The organism is Sphingobacterium sp. UBA5639, assembly GCF_002421245.1.
In the GTDB taxonomy this organism is placed as follows: domain Bacteria; phylum Bacteroidota; class Bacteroidia; order Sphingobacteriales; family Sphingobacteriaceae; genus Sphingobacterium; species Sphingobacterium multivorum.
Window position 1 is genome coordinate 104686 of the sequence record NZ_DIJR01000002.1, and the last position, 18965, is coordinate 123650.

The window sequence follows — 18965 nt, forward strand, 5'->3', positions numbered from 1 at the left end:
CTTGCTTGCTTGCTTGCTTGCTATACAGATAAAAGATCAATTAAATGATGAAATATGAAACAATAGATGCTTACTTCCAACGACAAGAACTCATACGGATAAATTCAACGTCTTTCAAGACGCAAAACTTTTTTATAGCGAACTGCTAACGGTCGATAAAAAATCAATTGAATCAAAGCGAAACATCCTACCAAAACAAGTCCCAATGGTGAATAAAAAGTTAGACCAATATACAGTAGTAATAAGAATAACCGCAGCATCTCAAGTGGAAAAACCCAGTCTTCATGTTCTAGAAGTCCTCCAATACAAATAACACTACAAAGAATAAATCCCCCGCCAATAACGAGTTGTATCAGTTGCTGATAATTACCATAAAGCAGGAAGAAAAAAAGAAGTGTCATCGTCAACATGGACTGAAAAAAGATATAGCGGCTTAACGCCTGCGCATGAACTTGCGGCTTAGCTCCGGCAAATATGCGCTCTTCCAGTTCTTCGCGAATTTCAGGCTGTATATCGTCAGGCTTACCGAATATAGTCCGCATTTTGTTCCTAAATCCTTTCGCTCGCTTAAATGACAAACCAATTTCAAATAAATAATGAAAATGCTGCCATAGAAAAGTATAGCGGTGAATGGGCTTTGTGAGCCCATAGACACAAGGCTCCTCCTTTTGTTCCGATATAAATGTTCCAAACAGCTTATCCCAAATAATCAGGATATCCCCATAATTCTTATCCAGATAGATTTCGTTGCTGCTATGATGCACCCGATGATGGGAAGGCGTTACAAATAGCCGCTCCAAAATACCCAAATTTCCAACAGTCTGCGTATGGGAGAAAAATGGATATACGCCATGAATCAACAGAATAGCGGTCATCATAAAGGGCGGGAAACCCAAAAGGGGGATAAAAGCCCAAAATAGCGAACGGAAAACGGCTTGAAATATGGTGATCCGGGCCGCCACCGTAAAGTTATAATCTTCACTTTGGTGATGTACAACGTGCGCAGCCCACAATAGGTTTATTTCATGGCTATAGCGATGATACCAATACCAGAGAAAATCTGTAAATAGGAAAAGTACAACCCAGGTCCAAACATTAGCTTCAATGTGAAATATCGCAAAATTTTGATACACCCAAACGAAAAAAAGTAAAATAAACTAACGGAAAACATATCACACATACGCTCAACGATACCAACATTAAGATTTGAGATCGATTCATCAAAAGAATAAAAACGTTTCTGTTTTTTGAGGCTATACCCATATTCCAACACCATCAGAATTAAAAATAAGGGAATGATAAATGCCAAAAAATTAAGTTTTTCCGTATACATCCATTTGCTATTTTAAAGACAAACAATCTACCTGAGTCGCTATTTGATAAGATTCGTCTTTTCTGATGCCAAAAGATAAATTCTTTCAAACTCTTTATTATTAAACAATCAATTTTAAATCAGGTTTTTCAATTTATGGTTTTTCAATTGATCAAAGGTATGCTTGCTCCTGTTTAGACAAGACCAAACGCCAACCTTAAGGACTTTTCTATCGCAAAAGAAAATGCACAAAAAAATCCTCAAAAAGCTAAACACTTTTTGAGGACTTCTGACTGAACGATAACCAGTACTTTACTGACAAGTCACCGTGATACCAGCTTACCGGACTATTTAAATGCTAATGCACACTGGACATATCGATCTGCGTCTTTCCTTGTTTGATCATCAAAACAAAGGGGACACACAGCAAAAATACCACACCCAGATATAAAAACACATCCATGTAGGATAATACAGTAGCCTGTTTCATCACGCTCATATCGAGTATCTGGTGTGCTTTGGCCAAAGCTTCATTGGGCGAAAAACCTTTCGCCTGAAAGCTCATTTGCAATTGCTGCACCCGTTGTTGCACATCAAACTTGCTTGGATCTAAATTAGCCACCAGATCGACGCGATGTTTTTGGCTATCACGGGCAATAAATGTCGTAATTAAGGCTATACCAAACGAACCACCCAGCTGGCGCATCATCCCTGTAAAGGCAGCTCCTTCACCGATTGACTTACCATGTAATGTCGATAGGGAGAGTGTCATGACAGGTACGAACAACAATCCTAAGCCAACTCCACGGAGAATTAGGGGCCAAAACATGTGCTCTGCTCCCGTATCATTGGTCATGAGACTGTACATCCAAAAACAGAAGCCAAAAAAGATACTTAGTCCTACGGCAACCATATATTTTTGGGGAACACCATTTTGGATCATCTTCCCAATAAAAGGCATCATGATACCGGTCATGATTGAACTTGGCAACAATAACAAACCTGCGTCTGTGGCCGTCCATCCCAATATCGACTGTGTATAGATTGGAATAATAAAAGTCGATCCAAACAAGCCGAAACCAAGAATAAAACTCATCACTACACCAACCTGCAAATTCTTGTCCTTCAATACCCGCAAGTTAACAATGGGTTTATCATAGACCAATTCCCGCCATATAAAGAATAATAGTCCGAAAACAGACAAGATTGATAAGCCTAAAATCAAGGGATCGTCAAACCAATCATCCTGTTGTCCATGTTCCAATACAAACTGAAGGGAACCAATAAACATGATCAAAAAGATCATACCAAACCAATCCACTTCCTTTGCAGATTGCTTTTGGCTATATTTAGGACTGCGCACAAAAGATAAGGTCAACAAGGTCGCAATAATCCCTAACGGCACATTGATATAGAATATATATGGCCAGGAGAAATTATCGATAATATATCCACCTAACGGTGGGCCTAGCGTTGGACCAATAATTACCCCCATACCATAGATAGCCTGAGCCATACTACGTTTTTCTTTCGGATAACTCTCTGTAATAATGGTCTGCGCTGTTACCAACAACGCTCCCCCGCCCATCCCTTGTATAAAACGAAATGCAACAAGCTCCCAAATATTGGTCGCGTTACCACATAAAAATGAAGATACTGTGAATATGATAATAGACGCAGCAAAGTAATTTCTCCGTCCAAATTGTTGGGACAACCAGCTGGTCATCGGAATCACAATTACGTTGGCGATTGCGTAAGCCGTAATAACCCATGCCACATCTGTCAAGGTCGCCCCCAACGAACCTTTCATGTCGTTCAGAGCCACGTTGACGATGGTTGTATCCACGATTTCCAACAGCGCACAAAGCACCGCTGTAATCGTGATTACAACACGTCGAAAACCATATTCAACCAGACTATCTTGTTGATTTAAATTTTCCATAGTTATTGAACATGCACATCTACGTCAGCATTCATGCCCGGTCTGAGCAAAGCCACATTTTCTGCTTTATTGTCTTTTGTCAATTTGATTTTTACAGGTAAACGCTGAACAGTCTTCACAAAGTTACCAGTCGCATTATCTGGCGGCAATAAAGAAAAACGCGATCCTGTCGCCGGTGAGAAAGAATTTACTTCACCTTCAAATTCGATATTAGGATAAGCATCCACTTTGATCCCCACCTTTTGACCAGGCTTCATTTTTTCCAATTGCGTCTCTTTAAAGTTGGCTACTACCCAAGTTTCAATATTATCGACAATGTAGAATAAAGATTGACCTGGATTGACCATTTGTCCAGGCTGAACCTTAATGTTGGATACCTGACCATCCACAGAAGCCAGTACCGCGGTATAAGAAAGGTTCAATTTAGCCGCCTCAAGCTGTGCATTCGCTCTTTTTATATTCGCCTCAGCAACAGAAGTTTGTTTTGAAGCCACTGTAGTCTTACTGACGATTGCATTACGTTGCGACGCACTGGCATTGCGTTGCTGTTGCAAAATTTCAACCTGCTTGTCGGCTTCCAATTTCGCAGTCAATGCCTGCTCGTACTGCTGTTTCGTAATGGACTGGTTATTGTATAAGTTTTGGTAGCGGATATAATCATTGTTCGCTTGCTTAGCACGAATACGTGCCGCATCGATGCTGCCTAAATTAGATTGGATCGTTGCATCTGAGATCGCCACATTAGCCGAAGACGCAGATACATCTGCCTTTGAAACATCAAAGCTACTTTGAGCTGCTGCCAAGGCTGCTAATGCCTCGTCCACACGAACCTGATAGTCTTGACTCTCAATGGTAAATAACGTATCCCCTTTTTTAACCAAATCATTGTCCTTTACATAGACTTTAGCGATAAAACCACCCACCCGTGGAATGATCGGGCTCATGTTTTTCTCCACCTGTGCATCGTCTGTAGTCTCATGCGCCTGGCCATGCATATATTTATACACCCCATAAGCCCCTCCGAAGATGACCAATGCAGCCAAAACAATTGTAAATTTTTTATTTGTACCTTTTTTTTCAGGTGCGTTTTCTACTGTATTTTCCATGTCTAGATTAATTGCTATTTAATGTTTAAAGACCCATTTGCTAACAGCAGGTCGTAATATTTTTCAATGGTGTTTGCTTTGCTGATTGCCAGATTGATCTTACTTTGCAGCTGCTGTACGTCTGCGGTCAACAAGTCGTCAGTATCTGCGATACCATTATCGTACTTATCTTTGGTGATCCGATAATTTTCAACAGCCTGATCCACCGCCTGATGATAGACCACATCCTGCTTTTGTGCCAGCATATAGTTTTCATTGGCCTGTTGAACCTGCACTTTTACCTTGTCATTTAATAATTCAATATGCTCATCAATTTCCTTGATACGGTTTTTTGCCACATTCACTTCTCTTTTATTTTTGTAAAGCGAACCGATATCGTAAGAAACGCCGATGCCAACCATGGCAGCATTCGTCACGGTAACCACCTTTTGAAGACCAAAAGCATTGTATCCAGCTGTTGCAGCAACAGTTGGCATGGCAGCCGCTTTTGTTACTTTCAACTGATCTTCAGCAACCAAACGTTGCGATTCCATCGATTTTAGATCTGAGCGCGAGGTTTTTGCTGCATCATATGATGCTTTTAAGCCCAAATCCACACCTGTGACTTCGCCCAAATTGATCTGATCCAGTTGGGTATCTTCATCAATTTTCAAGAAATTAGCCAATTGATAATTCAGCACCTTGATATTTTTCTGTGCTTCCTGAAGCGAAACCTGATAGTTTGAAAGCTGCAGTTCTGCTTTTAATAAGTCATTACGTGCGATCAAACCATTATCCAACATCGCTTTAAAATCCGAAACACGTTGCTCCGACTGCTTAATATTTTCAGCAATCAACAAATTGGTTTGCTGAGCCTTATAAAGACTCAAATAAAGATTTACTGCACGTATAGCCAATTGTTCTTTGCTCGCTACAGCATTGTATTCCTCGGCTTTCAATACATCCTTTGCAATATCAATGCCGCCCTTAATTCTGCCACCGGTATAGATTGGCATACTCACCGAAGCCTGACCCAACCACAATTGGTTTGCAGCGATATCTGGAGCAGATCCCCCCTCACCTAAAGCCAACTTTAAATTCACATTTGGTGTGGTCATAGCCATGTATTGTCCACTCAATTTTGCATCAGGAAGTTGTTTCGATTTGGCCGTTTCCACCTCGAGCTGCCTACCCAATATCTTGGTGTCGGCAGACTTCGCTTCCACGCTTTGATTTGCGGCCAAGTGAATTATTTCTTCCAAAGTCATGTGCTTGTTGTCCTGTGCCAACAAACCCATGGGACTTAAAAGCAATAAAGCACTCAAATTGGCCAACTTATTTTTCATATGTCAATAAAGCTTTAATTGTTGTCTGTATAAATTCTGTTAAAGTTGTTTCTATATAATTTGCATATTCTTCATCGTTATCGATATGCAACTGATCTTGCAAAAAGCAATGATTCATTTGGAAATTCATAAAAGTTCCCATCATCATCGAATGGATTAAAATTGGATCATATCCACCTTTGAACACCCCCTGTTCTACACCTTCATTGATCACGGACGAAATAACCTCCAGGTTATGCAATTTGAGCTTCCTGAATGCTTCAGAGATCAGCATCCGCTGTTTTAGTGAACTTTCAATGGTAATAATATGATACAGCTTACGATGCGAATTCATCGATTTAATTGATCGATCTACCATCGCGTCTATTTTGTCCAGCGCATTGTCAATAAGCGCCAACTCATCCACATTGATCATAAAATCAGGAACACGCCACTCGAAAAACGTATCCAGCAACTTGTCCTTTGATCCAAAATAATAGTTGATCATTGCAACATTTACATTCGCTTCGTTGGCAATATCACGCACGGAAGTCCCATCAAACCCTTTTGTTGCAAAAAGACGCTCAGCTGCAAGTAAAATATCAATCTGTTTCTCGTTAAATTCCATTTTAAACCTCGATCTTTTAAAGATACCATCGCATATTCATAGCGATAATAAAAGACGTTCTCGCTAAATGCGCGACAAAGTTAAACAAACGTTTAATTTAAACAAGCGTTTAATTATTAAATTTGTGTAAAAAAAAACACCATTTCTGGTGTTCGCTATATGTAGCTGGCATTTTCGCAATATCGGATGAAATGTATTTCGCCAATGTTGGATCGAGCTTGCTTCGCTATATTGGATGAGATTAGTTAAGTATCCGGTAGATCATTTCTTTTAAAATCTCTTCGCTATTGAAATTGCTCGGTACATTGACACCTTTGGATTTTAAATCCGTATCTTTCAACACATTAAGCACATCGAAAGTTTTCCGTCTATTGTAATTCCGTGCAGCAAGCTCGTATTCTTTTAGAAAGAAAGGATGTACCCCCAGTTCTTTTGCCGCGACGGATTTGTCTATCAGATAATGGTATTTGAGAATCTTCGTGAAGTAGGTGGCAATTTGTCCAATAACCATCACCAGTGGATTATTTTTGGGATTGGCGACAAAATAATCGACGATCTGATATGCTTTTAGGGCATTACGTTTAGCCAAAGCAGTATTTAATTCAAAAACATTATAATCTTTGGAAATACCTATATTCCGTTCAACATCTTCCATGCTTATCTCTTGTCTCTTCGGAACATTAAGCATCAGTTTGTCAAGTTCATTGGACACCTTGGACAGGTCATTACCGAGATAATCCGCAATCATCACCGCAGCTTGCGGATGAATGCGCCAGCCCGCATCTTTCACATACGTCCCAATCCAGGGGCCAACCTTATCGTCGTATAGTTTGGCCGCATCAACAACTAGTCCCTTTTTTTCAAAGACTTTATAGACCTTTTTGCGTTTGTCAAATTTCCCATGTTTAAAACAGAACACAAGAATGGTTGTCGGTGTAAGATGCTCCAGGTATTTAGTTAACAGTTCTTCCGTATCCGATTTCCATTTCAGCTCCTGCGCTTCCTTAATAATAATCACCTGATAATCACTCAACATGGGATACCGTTTTGCTGCATTGACAATGGTAGATATATCAATATCTTTTCCATAGAAAATCGATTGATCAAAGCCCTTTTGTGCTTCGTTCAACACCGTCGCTTCCAAGGCGTCAGCAATGGTATCAATGAAATAACTCTCCTCCCCTTGCAATAAATACACTGGTTTAAAAGACCTGTTCTTAATATCGGATAAGATCGGATTGATGTTCATATTTAAAACTATCGATAGTATTTATTTTCCCTGGGCCCAATTAAGCTCTTTACACGCGGCAACTTGTCTAAAGTTGCTATGGAGTACCCGGTCTATTTATTTATTTTTTCACTGCAGATCGGTTACCCCATTACTTTCCCGCATCCAAACAATCTGCTACAGTCTAAAATGTCCCATGTTATTGCATCTTCACATGGTGTATCTAGTTCGACTATGGACATTTTATAGGAAGCAAAATTACGATTTTAATGGCAATTTAAGCGGGTAACCTTGCCGAATTAACGCTTTTATAATTGATTCATGTACGACCATCGCTTTAAGCTATTGGTTTAAAGCCATGAACATTTAGCACCACAACTTCCACAATTCTGGTCAAGCAATACGGCCACAAAAGCAGACCTGAGGTTTTTTACAAAAAATCATCTTCGTCAGCAAAAAAACACCATATTTCATGCCTGATGAATGTATTTTTTTTGCTAAAATTTTAGTATATTTGTGTATGTTTTCACCGACTCCACTGAACTTACCGCCGTATCAAGCTAAAATATCTAAAAAGAACAATGCGATTTATATATTTGATGAGCTCAGAAAAAAGGATCTGGTATTAACACCGGAAGAATGGGTTAGGCAGCATTGGATCAACTATTTGTCGCTCATGAAAAATTATCCCAAGGCACTGATGCACATCGAAGGCGGTTTGAAATTAAATAACCTGCAGAAACGAAGTGATTTGTTAATTTATAACAGCAGCGGGCATAAGGTGGTCTTAGCCGAATTTAAGGCACCTCATATAAAAATTACACAACAAGTATTTGAGCAAATTGCAAATTATAATACAGTTCACCGTATACCATACCTGCTAGTAAGCAACGGTATGAATCATTATTATTGTAAAATTGATTTTATCAAAAAGTCTTACGAATTTTTGGAAGACCTCCCCAACTACAACGAAATTGACTAAGGAGCTATGCATGAAATAGATAAAAATTAATCCGGAGATTCAGTCTCCCTTAGGTCTTGAACGGGGAGCACCGAAAAAATGTAAAGTAGATGTAAAACATCTTTTCAATTTATTTGATTTTTAAAATATAGTTTTATATTAGTCCTACAGAATAGAAAAAATAAAAAGATGAATATAGATAAAAACGAATTCAGAAAATATGCAGTAAAGCATCACCGTATTGGAAGTCAACATGTTGATAGCTTCATTGCGCGTACAGAGACTAGCATTCCGACAAACCTTACGCCTTACATCGTTGAAGAACGTCAACTGAACGTTGCACAAATGGATGTATTCTCACGTTTGATGATGGACCGTATCATATTTTTAGGAAGCGGTATTGACGATCAGGTTGCCAATATTATTCAGGCACAGCTCTTGTTCTTACAGTCTACCGATGCACAACGTGATATCCAGATCTACATCAATTCACCAGGTGGAAGCGTATACGCTGGACTAGGAATTTACGACACCATGCAATATATTACGCCAGATGTAGCAACCATCTGTACCGGTATTGCAGCATCTATGGGCGCTGTTCTTTTAGTTGCTGGTGCAAAAGGCAAACGTGCAGCCTTACGCCACTCACGCGTCATGATTCACCAACCTTCCGGTGGCGCTCAAGGAGTTGCAGCCGATATGGAAATCAACTTACGTGAGATGATGAAATTAAAAGAAGAATTATACACCATTATTTCAGATCATTCTGGACAAACTTACGAATGGGTAGAAAAATCTTCCGATCGCGATTACTGGATGCGGGCTAATGAGGCCAAAGAATTTGGTATGATTGACGAGATTTTACTTCCAAAGAAGGAGATTATTAAATAACAATGGCAAAAAATAACGATAGAGACATTCATTGTTCGTTTTGTGGCATAAGCAAAAATGAAGCCCAGATGCTTATTGCTGGCAACGGTGCGCACATCTGTGACCGTTGTATCCAGCAGGCAGGCGAAATCTTGGCAGAAGAATTAAAACAACGAAAAAGTAAAACTTTACAGACAGCTTTAAAGTTGATCCGTCCTTTGGAGATTAAAACCCACTTGGACCAATATGTCATCGGTCAGGATGATGCCAAAAAAGTAATTTCAGTAGCCGTTTATAATCACTATAAACGTTTAAATCAGAAAGTGGATAAAGACGAGATCGAAATCGAAAAATCCAATTTGATTATCGTGGGGGAAACAGGCACTGGTAAGACCTTGCTGGCAAAAACTGTCGCCAAGATACTTAATGTACCTTTCTGTATTGTGGATGCTACTGTATTGACCGAAGCAGGTTATGTAGGGGAAGACGTCGAAAGTATATTGACGCGTTTACTGCAAGCGGCAGATTACGATGTGGCTTCTGCTGAGCGTGGTATCATCTACATCGATGAGATTGATAAAATCGCACGTAAAAGCGACAATCCTTCTATTACGAGAGATGTATCGGGTGAAGGTGTGCAGCAAGCTCTACTGAAGATTCTCGAAGGTACAGTTGTCAACGTTCCACCGCAAGGCGGCCGTAAACACCCTGATCAAAAAATGATCGCGGTTAATACAAGCAATATCCTATTCATCTGTGGTGGGGCATTCGACGGTATTCAAAAGAAAATAGCAAACCGTCTGCGTACCCAGACAGTAGGTTATAAAATGAACGAGGACGAAGAGGAAATTGACTTGAACAATCTGTACAAGTATATTACACCGCAAGACTTAAAGAACTTTGGTTTAATTCCAGAGCTGATTGGTCGTCTTCCTGTATTAACTTACTTAAACCCGCTGGATAAGGAAACCTTGCTGAGTATTCTGACTGAGCCAAAGAATGCTTTGGTAAAACAATATAAAAAGCTGTTTGAATACGAAGGTATTGAGCTAAAATTTGATCCTGACGTTTATACGTTTATTGTTGATAAAGCTGACGAATTTAAACTTGGAGCCAGAGGCCTACGCAGTATATGCGAAGCCATTATGCTGGATGCCATGTTTGAAATTCCGTCAACGAAAGAGCAGACGGGACAGAAAGCATTGGAAATCACGCTAGACTATGCGAAGAAGAAATTCGAAAAGTCTGATTTAAAAAAGCTTAAAGTTGCTTAAAAAAATCCCGTTCGCTGAACGGGATTTTTTTTTAGAAAAGAATTAAAAATCTTATATTACAATAATAACATAGCCATAACGGAATGTTGACAGGAAGATAAGAGATTCAAGAAATTAAATTTAATGACTATGACAACAAAGAAAAGTGCAAAGAATACCGTAAATAGTCCGATCACACCAGGTTTAAAAACCAAAGAAGAAATCGTGAACAACTGGCTTCCCCGTTATACCGGAAGACCTTTGGAAGAGTTCGGGGAATATATCCTTTTAACGAACTTTTCGAAATATATACACCTATTTTCTGAAATGCATGATAATGCGCCTATTTATGGAGAAGATAAACCGATGCAATCCGTCACTGCCGGAGGCATCACCATTATCAATTTCGGGATGGGAAGTCCAATGGCCGCAACCATTATGGATTTATTATCAGCAATTGCACCAAAAGCAGTGCTATTTTTGGGTAAAACCGGTGGAATCAAGAAAAAAATTCCTGTAGGCGAATTGATTCTTCCAATAGCCGCTATCCGCGGTGAGGGAACTTCCAATGACTACTTTCCACCCGAAGTACCTTCATTACCCGCCTTCGCCATGCAAAAGGCCATATCCACGACAATCCGGGATCACCAACGTGACTACTGGACAGGAACGGTATACACCACCAATAGACGAGTTTGGGAACATGATAAAGCCTTCAAAAAATATTTAAAATCAATCCGTGCCATGTGCGTGGATATGGAAACCGCAACGATATTCAGTGTCGGATTTGCCAATAAGATTCCAACAGGTGCTCTGTTGCTGGTTTCGGATCAACCAATGGTACCCGAAGGAGTCAAAACGTCTGTCAGTGATGTAACAGTTACAGCAAAATATGTAGAAGCACATATCAGCATAGGTATTGATGCTTTAAAACAGCTTATCAATAACGGATTGACCGTGAAGCACCTTAAATTTTAAGCTGTATTTCAACCAACATCATATTTTCCCTTTCTAGGAAAATATGATGTATCCCTCTCCATAAAACCATAACTATCAACCCCTTAAAACTATTAACTATTATTTTTGATTAATAATTGAACGCTTATTAACTAAAATTTGAGGTGTTAACAAATGTTAATCTTCACAATAATTAAACGATTTGTCGTTTATATTGTAATATTCATATTACTCAACACATATATCGTAAAAATTAATCAAGCATTGTGAAGAAAAAAACATTATCTATTTTTAACGTAACCTTTTTGATTTGTTCAGCCTTAGCCACACAGGTAAGTTGTTCTTCAAGTTCTTCAAAAGAAAATAAAACCAAAGAAAAAAACGTAGCCTTGCCAGTCTATACCGTCACTAAATCTGATGCCACCACCATCAAGGATTATTTGGGAACCATAGAAGGTAAAGTTAACGTGGAGGTCCGCCCACAGGTCGAAGGGCTGCTTCAGGAAATTTATATCGATGAAGGCTCATTTGTTCAAAAAGGCCAGAAACTGTTCAAGGTAGACCCCTCTACTTACCAAGAAAATCTCAATAACATGGTTGCTACGGAGCAAGTCGCCAAAGCCAAACTTAAAAATGCACAGCTCGAAGTCGACCGGTTGAAACCGTTGGTTCAAAACGACGTTATCTCCGATGTCAGACTGGCGTCGGCAAAATCAGATTATCAAGTAGCCAAGGCGACGTTGGACCAGGCCATCGCAGCCGTACGTTCAGCGCAGATCAGCAAAGATTTTACAGTGATCACCGCTCCGGTAAGTGGTTACATTGGCCGCATTCCAAAGCGTATTGGAAATTTGGTATCAAAAGGCGATAAAGAACCCCTTACCTATCTTTCAGACATCCAGGAAGTGTATGTATATTTCTCCATGAATGAATCTGACTTTCTTTATTTTTCCAAAGCACAGGCAAAAAAAGATAGCTTGGAAGGGAAAAAATACAACCAGAATCAAAAGCTCGTATTTCCAGAAGTTACTTTAGTCCTTGCAGATGGTGAGGAATATTCAAAAAAAGGTATTGTCGACGCCGTCAATGGCCAGATTAACCGAACTACGGGAGCAATCTCTTTGCGCGCCACCTTCCAAAACCACGACAACATACTTCGATCCGGAAGTAGCGGCACCCTTAAGATTGCCGAAGTAAAAAAAGACGTTCTTCAAATTCCGCAGATAGCCGTCAATGAATTGCAGGATAAAACCTTTGTCTATATACTGGACCAAAACAATAAGGCGCAAAAACGAAATATCCAACTGATGGGCAAAAGTAAAAACAATTATATCGTCTATTCAGGCCTCAAGGAAAACGATCGCGTTATTACCAGCGGATTTGACAAATTAACCGACGGTTCACCAGTGACTCCGATTTTACAGAAATAATTATCGATCATTTTTGCATACTACCCGGTGCCAGGCATACTGTGCACCAGAAGTAGCGTGTTTAAAATTCTATGTATATGCTAAAAACATTTATAAATAGGCCTGTATTAGCTACGGTGGTTTCTATTATCCTGGTTATCTTAGGCTTGGTGGGCCTAAAACTCCTGCCTGTCTCGCGCTTTCCAGAAATTGCCCCACCAAGTGTGCTTGTTTCACTAAGTTATCCCGGTGCTAATGCGGAAACCGTAGCAAAAAGCGTTTTGCTGCCTATCGAAGAAGCCATCAATGGTGTAGAGGATATGACCTATATCAAGTCGTCTGCCTCCAATTCAGGATCGGGAAGTGTATCGGTGTACTTTAAGACAGGTACCAATCCTGATATTGCTTCGGTCAACGTACAGACACGGATTTCCAAAGCAATCAGTTCCATTCCTGCCGAAGTAAATGAAGCCGGCATCACGGTCATGCCTCGGCAAACCGGTGTCATCATGACCATCAATCTCTACTCCGATCACCAGGATAGCGCCTACGATGAAACCTTTCTCCAGGCTTATGCACAGATTAACCTGATGCGACCTTTGCTGCGTGTCGATGGCGTAGCTCAAGTTTCCCGTTTGGGGGCCAGGGATTATGCGATGCGCCTTCGGCTGAACCCAGAAAAACTAGCCCTTTATAACCTCGTTCCACAAGATGTTATGAATGCTATAAAAGATCAAAACTTTGAGATTGCCCCAGGCAAATTTGGAGAAACCTCGGATGAAGCTTTCGAAACAGTGATCCGTCATAAGGGGCGTTTCACCACACCGGAGGAATTCCAGAGTATTGTGATCAAAACCAACACCGACGGTTCAGTGCTCTATTTAAAAGATGTGGCCCGGGTAGAATTCGGAGCTACAAATTTAAGCAGCGACAACAAGGTGAATGGCCATCCCGGTCTTACACTCAACTTAACACAGACCAGTGGTTCCAACGCCCATGATATCGATATTGCTGTCAGAAAGGTTCTTGAAGAACAATCAAAAACATTTCCAAAAGGCCTACACTATGAGGTGACCTATTCAGTACGTGATCAGATCGACGAATCGATCAACCAAGTGGAGCACACCCTTTTTGAGGCGTTTATCCTGGTATTTATTATTGTCTTTATCTTCCTGCAAGATTTTCGATCCACCCTGATTCCGGCAATTGCAATCCCAGTTTCCTTGGTGGGAACCTTCTTTTTTCTGCAGCTTTTTGGATTTTCGCTCAATGTCCTCACGATGTTTGCCCTGGTGTTGGCTATTGGAATCGTAGTGGATGACGCCATTGTCGTCGTCGAAGCTATCCATGAAAAAATGCACAGCACAGGATTGAAACCCAGAGCCGCAACATTGTCGACGATGTCCGAAATTACGGGAGCCATCCTGTCAATAACCATGGTCATGGCTGCTGTATTTTTGCCTGTAGGATTTATGGAAGGGCCAGCAGGTATTTTCTATCGCCAATTTGCCTATACCTTGGCAACGGCGATTCTGATTTCAGCACTCAATGCCTTAACTTTAAGTCCAGCCTTATGTGCTCTCCTACTGAAAGCCCCGAAACAGCATACCAATCAAAAAAGCAGCAAAATCAATCAATTTAAAGATCGTTTCTTTAAAGCATTCAATACGTCTTTTGATCGGCTGACGGCCCGTTATGTCGCTATTATAGAAATACTGATCAAGAATAAAAAAATAGCCTGGGCAGGCTTAATTTTAATTACAGCACTTGGCATCGTGTTCATGATTAAAACACCCAAAAGTTTTATTCCTACCGAAGATGATGGCTTTATTACATATAACATTGCCCTCCCTCCCGGCGCTTCATTGAGTCGGACTACTGAGGTTCTTCATCGTGCCGATAGTATTTTAAAGAAAAGACAGGACATCAATGGCATGACAACAGTCTCTGGTTTTAATGCCCTGGACGGAAGTTCGAGCCCGGCATTTGCTGCTGGTTACATTACCTTAAAACCACATGCCAAACGCGAGCACATCAAAAACATTAATGCGTTTATGGATACCATTAGGCATGATCTATCCCAGATCAATGAAGCAACGTTTACGTTGTTCCCCCGACCTACCGTACAGGGTTTTGGAGACTTTGCCGGCATTGAAATGGTTCTTCAGGATCGGATGGGTGGTGACATTCGGGATTTCAACACCATTGCAGATACCTTTATTAACCAGCTCAATACGCTGCCTGAAATTCGCAGCGCCTACACAAGCTTTAAATCGAACTTCCCTCAATATGAAGTAAATATCGATGCCGTAAAGGCAAAATCGCTGGGCGTCGAAATCAAAGATCTTATGTCTACAATACGGTCTTATTTTGCACGTGTACAGGCGAGTGATTTTAACCGGTTTGGTCGCCAATACCGCGTTTATGTTCAATCGGATTTCGACTTCCGGAAGGATCCCGAATCCTTCAATTCTATTTTTGTGCGGAATAGTAAAGGCGAAATGGTTCCTATTAACACCATATTAACTTTAGAAAAGACGGTGGGTCCGGAAACTATTACACGCTACAATCTGTACAACGCGATAGCGGTTAATATTACGCCAGCGGAAGGCTACAGTACTGATGATGCCATGCAGGCAATCCAAAAATTGGCCGACAGTAAACTTCCGGGTAATTATGGTTTTGAATGGACGGGCATGAGCTATGAAGAAAGTCAGTCCGGTTCACAGACGATCTTGATTTTTGCGCTTAGTATCCTATTCGTCTACTTCCTGCTTTCGGCTCAATACGAAAGCTATATCCTTCCTTGGGCAGTACTATTGTCCATACCAGTCGGCCTGATCGGCGTTTTTACCGTGATCAACCTGGTGGGACTTCAAAACAATATTTATGTGCAAGTCGGACTCATTATGCTCATTGGCCTCTTGGCCAAAAATGCGATTCTGATCGTGGAGTTCGCTGTCCAGGAGCGAAAAAATGGCAAAAGCATTATCGAAGCAGCCATTAGCGGTTCAAAACTTAGGTTAAGGCCAATCTTGATGACCAGCCTGGCTTTTGTTGCAGGGCTGGTACCCTTGATGTGGACGGTTGGCCCCTCGGCAATCGGTAACCATTCGATCAGCTTCAGCGCCGCCGGCGGCATGCTCTTTGGTGTAGCTTTCGGCATCTTTATCATCCCCGTACTCTTTGTTGTATTCAAAAGTCTGGATGAAAAACTACATGATAAACTAGCTAAAGAAGAGGAAGAATAATGAAAAACATACAAAAATACCTTTCGGGAATATCGATCATCATTGGCCTCTTAGGCCTGATGAATGCCTGTAAGATCGGCAAAGATTATGTGCAGCCCAAACTCAAACTTCCGGAAAACTTTCGTGGCGATACGCTGGATTACTTCGGAGATACCTCCAGTATGGGCCTGATCCATTGGAAATCCTTCTTTCATGATCCCACATTGAAGCTATTGATTGATTCTGCCTTAGCCAATAACTTTGAAATGAAAACTGCACTGCTCAACCTGCAGATTTCAACGCGAGTCTTAGGGCAGAATAAAGCCAACTACCTGCCGAGTGTAAATGCAACAATTGCCAATGGAAACCGTACCTGGCGATCAAAGGACTTTGGCAGTGGTCCTCTGACTAAATACTACGATCATAAGGATGAAAAAGCGCCGCAAAATATGTTCGTCTATCAATCCATGTTTGGCTCTGATATTAATTTTAGCTGGGAAGTCGATATCTGGAAGAAAATAGGAAGCAAACAAGAACAACTCTTAGCCGAGTATTTGGATACACAGGAGGCAAAAAATGCGATACAGACCTCGATCATAACAGCTGTGGCAAAAGGTTACTTCAATCTCTTGATGCTCGATGCCAAAATTGAAGTTGCCAAACGGAACGTCCAATTAAACGACAGCACTCTCCGCATGATCAAGCTCCAATATGAAGCTGGTGAAATCACCGCCTTGGCGATCCAACAAACACAATCACAACGCCTATTGGCAGCCTCCCTCGTTCCCGAAATCGAAAAGGAAATTGCCATCCAGGAAAATGCGCTGCAGACACTTACCGGAAAATTACCCGACAGCATCAAAAGAGGAACTTCTTACGAGCATCTCTTCGCGGAGAGCAAAGACATCTCCCTGGGGTCCCCAATCGAGATTGTCCGCAATAGACCAGATATCCGATCATCTGAATTTCAACTGATGGCAGCCAATGCGAATGCGAATATCCAACAGGCTATGCGTTATCCGTCATTGACCGTGGGCGGCGTATTGGGGGTAAATAGTATGCTCCCTAAAAATTGGTTTAATATCCCTGGCGCATTGCTTGGTGGAATAACTGGAAATTTAACCACGCCTATTTTCAAAAACAAAACATTGAAAACACAGTATGAGGTTGCTAAATTGGAACGTGATAAAGTCGAAATCCAACTGCAACAAAAAGTTGTCGAGGCAGTCGCCGAAGTCTCTAATGCAGTGGTCACAGTCGACAAGCAACGTGAACAATTAGCTTTGGCTAAAGAAAGGGTCGATAACGCGCACCTGGCAGTTAAAAACGCAGGTCTACTCTTTAAAAGTGGGTATGCCACCTATCTAGAGGTCATTACCGCGCAAAGTAATGCCCTTAATAGCGACCTGGATCTCGTCGAATTACGACAACAGCATTTAGATGCATTTGTAGACCTGTATCGTGCGCTCGGTGGAGGTTGGAGATAAGGATTTAAAACTTTATTTTTGTGGTATGACTCCAGAAGAATTACAACACTATTTTCAATCCAAAGACTTGCCCGAAACCCTGGAAATACAGCAAGATATGCAGGTCTTCGACGTTCAGCGTTTCTTGAGCACAAGCTTCATCCATGTAAGCTTATGGAAAAAAGATTTAAGCAAATGTCCATCCTGGATTAGACTGCTGAAATTCAAGGATGCCTTAGAAGCAAAAGAAGAAGCCTAACATCTGTTAGGCTTCTTCTTTATTTATACGTTCTATAGGCTGGGCGCAAGTTGTTTCATTAATAAAGGCATCTGTTCTTTCGAAAAAATCTCTTCTGCCCCGGCGTCCCGCAATTCCATCCGCTCATTCTCATCACTGCTCGAAGTCAACCCAAATATTCTGATCGAGGGAAATCTTTCTTTCACAATTTTAGCCGTTTCTATTCCGTTTAATACAGGCATATGCAGGTCTAATATACATATCTCAGGAAGCTCATGCTCGTTTTCATGGAGGTAGTCGATCAACTCCCTGCCATTGGATGCACAATAAACCAAATCCAATAAATGTGATTGAGCCATCGCTCGCATCAACACATGATGAATCATCGCATCATCTGCGTAGACAATCGTACATCTATCTTTGGTATCCATTTGAATAAGCTGTCATTTAGTAATTATAAAAACAATATTATATAAATATGTAATAAAATAAAAAATACAGAAAAAAGTTAGCAATAATTATGTTATTATACAAATTTTATTTCAAAATGTCCAATATTAACAATCCAACAAACTTTTAGTTTGATTTATACAATAAGAACATCATAGGTAGCAATCTCTTCGCGTCAACAACGCTAGAAAAGATGTGGTAAAGAGAAAAGAAGACCGGTAGATTATCTCCTAAAAATCATCTTCAATAATTTCGGCCACTCTTCCTATTTGGCCGTCCGTCAACCTGACTTTAATCCCCCTCGAATGATAAGAGGACGATGTTAGCAAGTCCTTCACAATGCCTTCTGTTAGATTTCCCGTACGCTGGTCCTTTTTTAAGATTATATTCACCAACATACCTGGCTTTACATCTGCTCTATTTCTTCCATCCATGGTCAAACTTAGATAAATAGTTTTTTAAATGCAATATAAAAAATCATTTATTGTTGGAAAGACCTTCATCCTGAATGCAGGAAAAAGCGTATTGAAGTGAATGCAGGGCTATTGCATACATAAATGTTACAAATCAAATGTAAAGACCTTTTCCTGCTAGCACTGTCATATCACAAA

At 40.6% G+C, this 18965-nt stretch carries 16 protein-coding genes; 8 read left to right on the forward strand and 8 right to left on the reverse strand.

The window, feature by feature from the left end:
* Positions 1 to 104: 104 nt before the first annotated feature.
* The 6 genes from B4Z90_RS01235 to holA form a co-directional block, all read right to left on the reverse strand.
* Positions 105 to 1133 (reverse strand): sterol desaturase family protein, encoded by a 1029-nt coding sequence (locus B4Z90_RS01235; protein WP_286801218.1) that lies wholly within the window; start codon positions 1131 to 1133, stop codon positions 105 to 107.
* A 537-nt stretch (positions 1134 to 1670) separates the two neighbouring features.
* On the reverse strand, positions 1671 to 3254 hold the full coding sequence (locus tag B4Z90_RS01240; RefSeq protein WP_070565506.1) for an MDR family MFS transporter: 1584 nt from the start codon (positions 3252 to 3254) through the stop codon (positions 1671 to 1673).
* Positions 3255 to 3256: 2 nt separating this feature from the next.
* On the reverse strand, positions 3257 to 4360 hold the full coding sequence (locus tag B4Z90_RS01245) for an HlyD family secretion protein (protein WP_286801219.1): 1104 nt from the start codon (positions 4358 to 4360) through the stop codon (positions 3257 to 3259).
* 14 nt (positions 4361 to 4374) lie between these two features.
* Positions 4375 to 5685, reverse strand: coding sequence for a TolC family protein (locus B4Z90_RS01250; RefSeq protein WP_112376165.1), 1311 nt, complete (start codon positions 5683 to 5685; stop codon positions 4375 to 4377).
* On the reverse strand, positions 5675 to 6292 hold the full coding sequence (locus B4Z90_RS01255; protein WP_070565512.1) for a TetR/AcrR family transcriptional regulator: 618 nt from the start codon (positions 6290 to 6292) through the stop codon (positions 5675 to 5677). Before B4Z90_RS01255 ends, B4Z90_RS01250 begins: the two co-directional genes overlap by 11 nt.
* A gap of 241 nt (positions 6293 to 6533) precedes the next feature.
* Positions 6534 to 7541, reverse strand: coding sequence for a DNA polymerase III subunit delta (gene holA / locus B4Z90_RS01260; RefSeq protein WP_286801220.1), 1008 nt, complete (start codon positions 7539 to 7541; stop codon positions 6534 to 6536).
* Positions 7542 to 8040: 499 nt separating this feature from the next.
* On the opposite strand from holA, the gene B4Z90_RS01265 reads away from it, so the two are divergent.
* From B4Z90_RS01265 to B4Z90_RS01300, 8 genes are all read left to right on the forward strand, one after another.
* Positions 8041 to 8502: a type I restriction enzyme HsdR N-terminal domain-containing protein gene (locus B4Z90_RS01265; RefSeq protein ID WP_070565516.1), complete on the forward strand. Its 462-nt coding sequence runs from the start codon at positions 8041 to 8043 to the stop codon at positions 8500 to 8502.
* Between the two features lie 168 nt (positions 8503 to 8670).
* Positions 8671 to 9372 carry an ATP-dependent Clp endopeptidase proteolytic subunit ClpP gene (gene clpP, locus B4Z90_RS01270; protein WP_046674530.1) on the forward strand — a complete coding sequence of 234 codons (702 nt, stop codon included), beginning with the start codon at positions 8671 to 8673 and terminating at the stop codon, positions 9370 to 9372.
* A gap of 2 nt (positions 9373 to 9374) precedes the next feature.
* Positions 9375 to 10625, forward strand: a complete 1251-nt coding sequence (gene clpX, locus B4Z90_RS01275) for an ATP-dependent Clp protease ATP-binding subunit ClpX (RefSeq protein ID WP_070565518.1) — start codon at positions 9375 to 9377, stop codon at positions 10623 to 10625.
* A 123-nt stretch (positions 10626 to 10748) separates the two neighbouring features.
* Complete coding sequence (locus B4Z90_RS01280; RefSeq protein ID WP_070565520.1) at positions 10749 to 11582, forward strand: AMP nucleosidase; 834 nt, start codon at positions 10749 to 10751, stop codon at positions 11580 to 11582.
* Positions 11583 to 11827: 245 nt separating this feature from the next.
* Positions 11828 to 12991, forward strand: coding sequence for an efflux RND transporter periplasmic adaptor subunit (locus B4Z90_RS01285; RefSeq protein ID WP_286801221.1), 1164 nt, complete (start codon positions 11828 to 11830; stop codon positions 12989 to 12991).
* 77 nt (positions 12992 to 13068) lie between these two features.
* Positions 13069 to 16221 (forward strand): efflux RND transporter permease subunit, encoded by a 3153-nt coding sequence (locus B4Z90_RS01290; RefSeq protein ID WP_286801222.1) that lies wholly within the window; start codon positions 13069 to 13071, stop codon positions 16219 to 16221.
* Entirely contained in the window at positions 16221 to 17687 is a 1467-nt protein-coding gene (locus tag B4Z90_RS01295; protein ID WP_286801223.1) for an efflux transporter outer membrane subunit, read from the forward strand. Before B4Z90_RS01290 ends, B4Z90_RS01295 begins: the two co-directional genes overlap by 1 nt.
* A gap of 25 nt (positions 17688 to 17712) precedes the next feature.
* A complete protein-coding gene (locus B4Z90_RS01300) occupies positions 17713 to 17925 on the forward strand; it encodes a DUF6965 family protein (protein WP_070565692.1) in 213 nt (70 codons plus the stop codon).
* A 32-nt stretch (positions 17926 to 17957) separates the two neighbouring features.
* Here the strand turns inward: B4Z90_RS01300 and B4Z90_RS01305 are convergent, their stop codons facing one another.
* Entirely contained in the window at positions 17958 to 18335 is a 378-nt protein-coding gene (locus B4Z90_RS01305) for a response regulator (RefSeq protein ID WP_070565524.1), read from the reverse strand.
* 249 nt (positions 18336 to 18584) lie between these two features.
* Complete coding sequence (locus tag B4Z90_RS01310) at positions 18585 to 18788, reverse strand: YwbE family protein (protein WP_070565526.1); 204 nt, start codon at positions 18786 to 18788, stop codon at positions 18585 to 18587.
* Between the last annotated feature and the right edge of the window lie 177 nt (positions 18789 to 18965).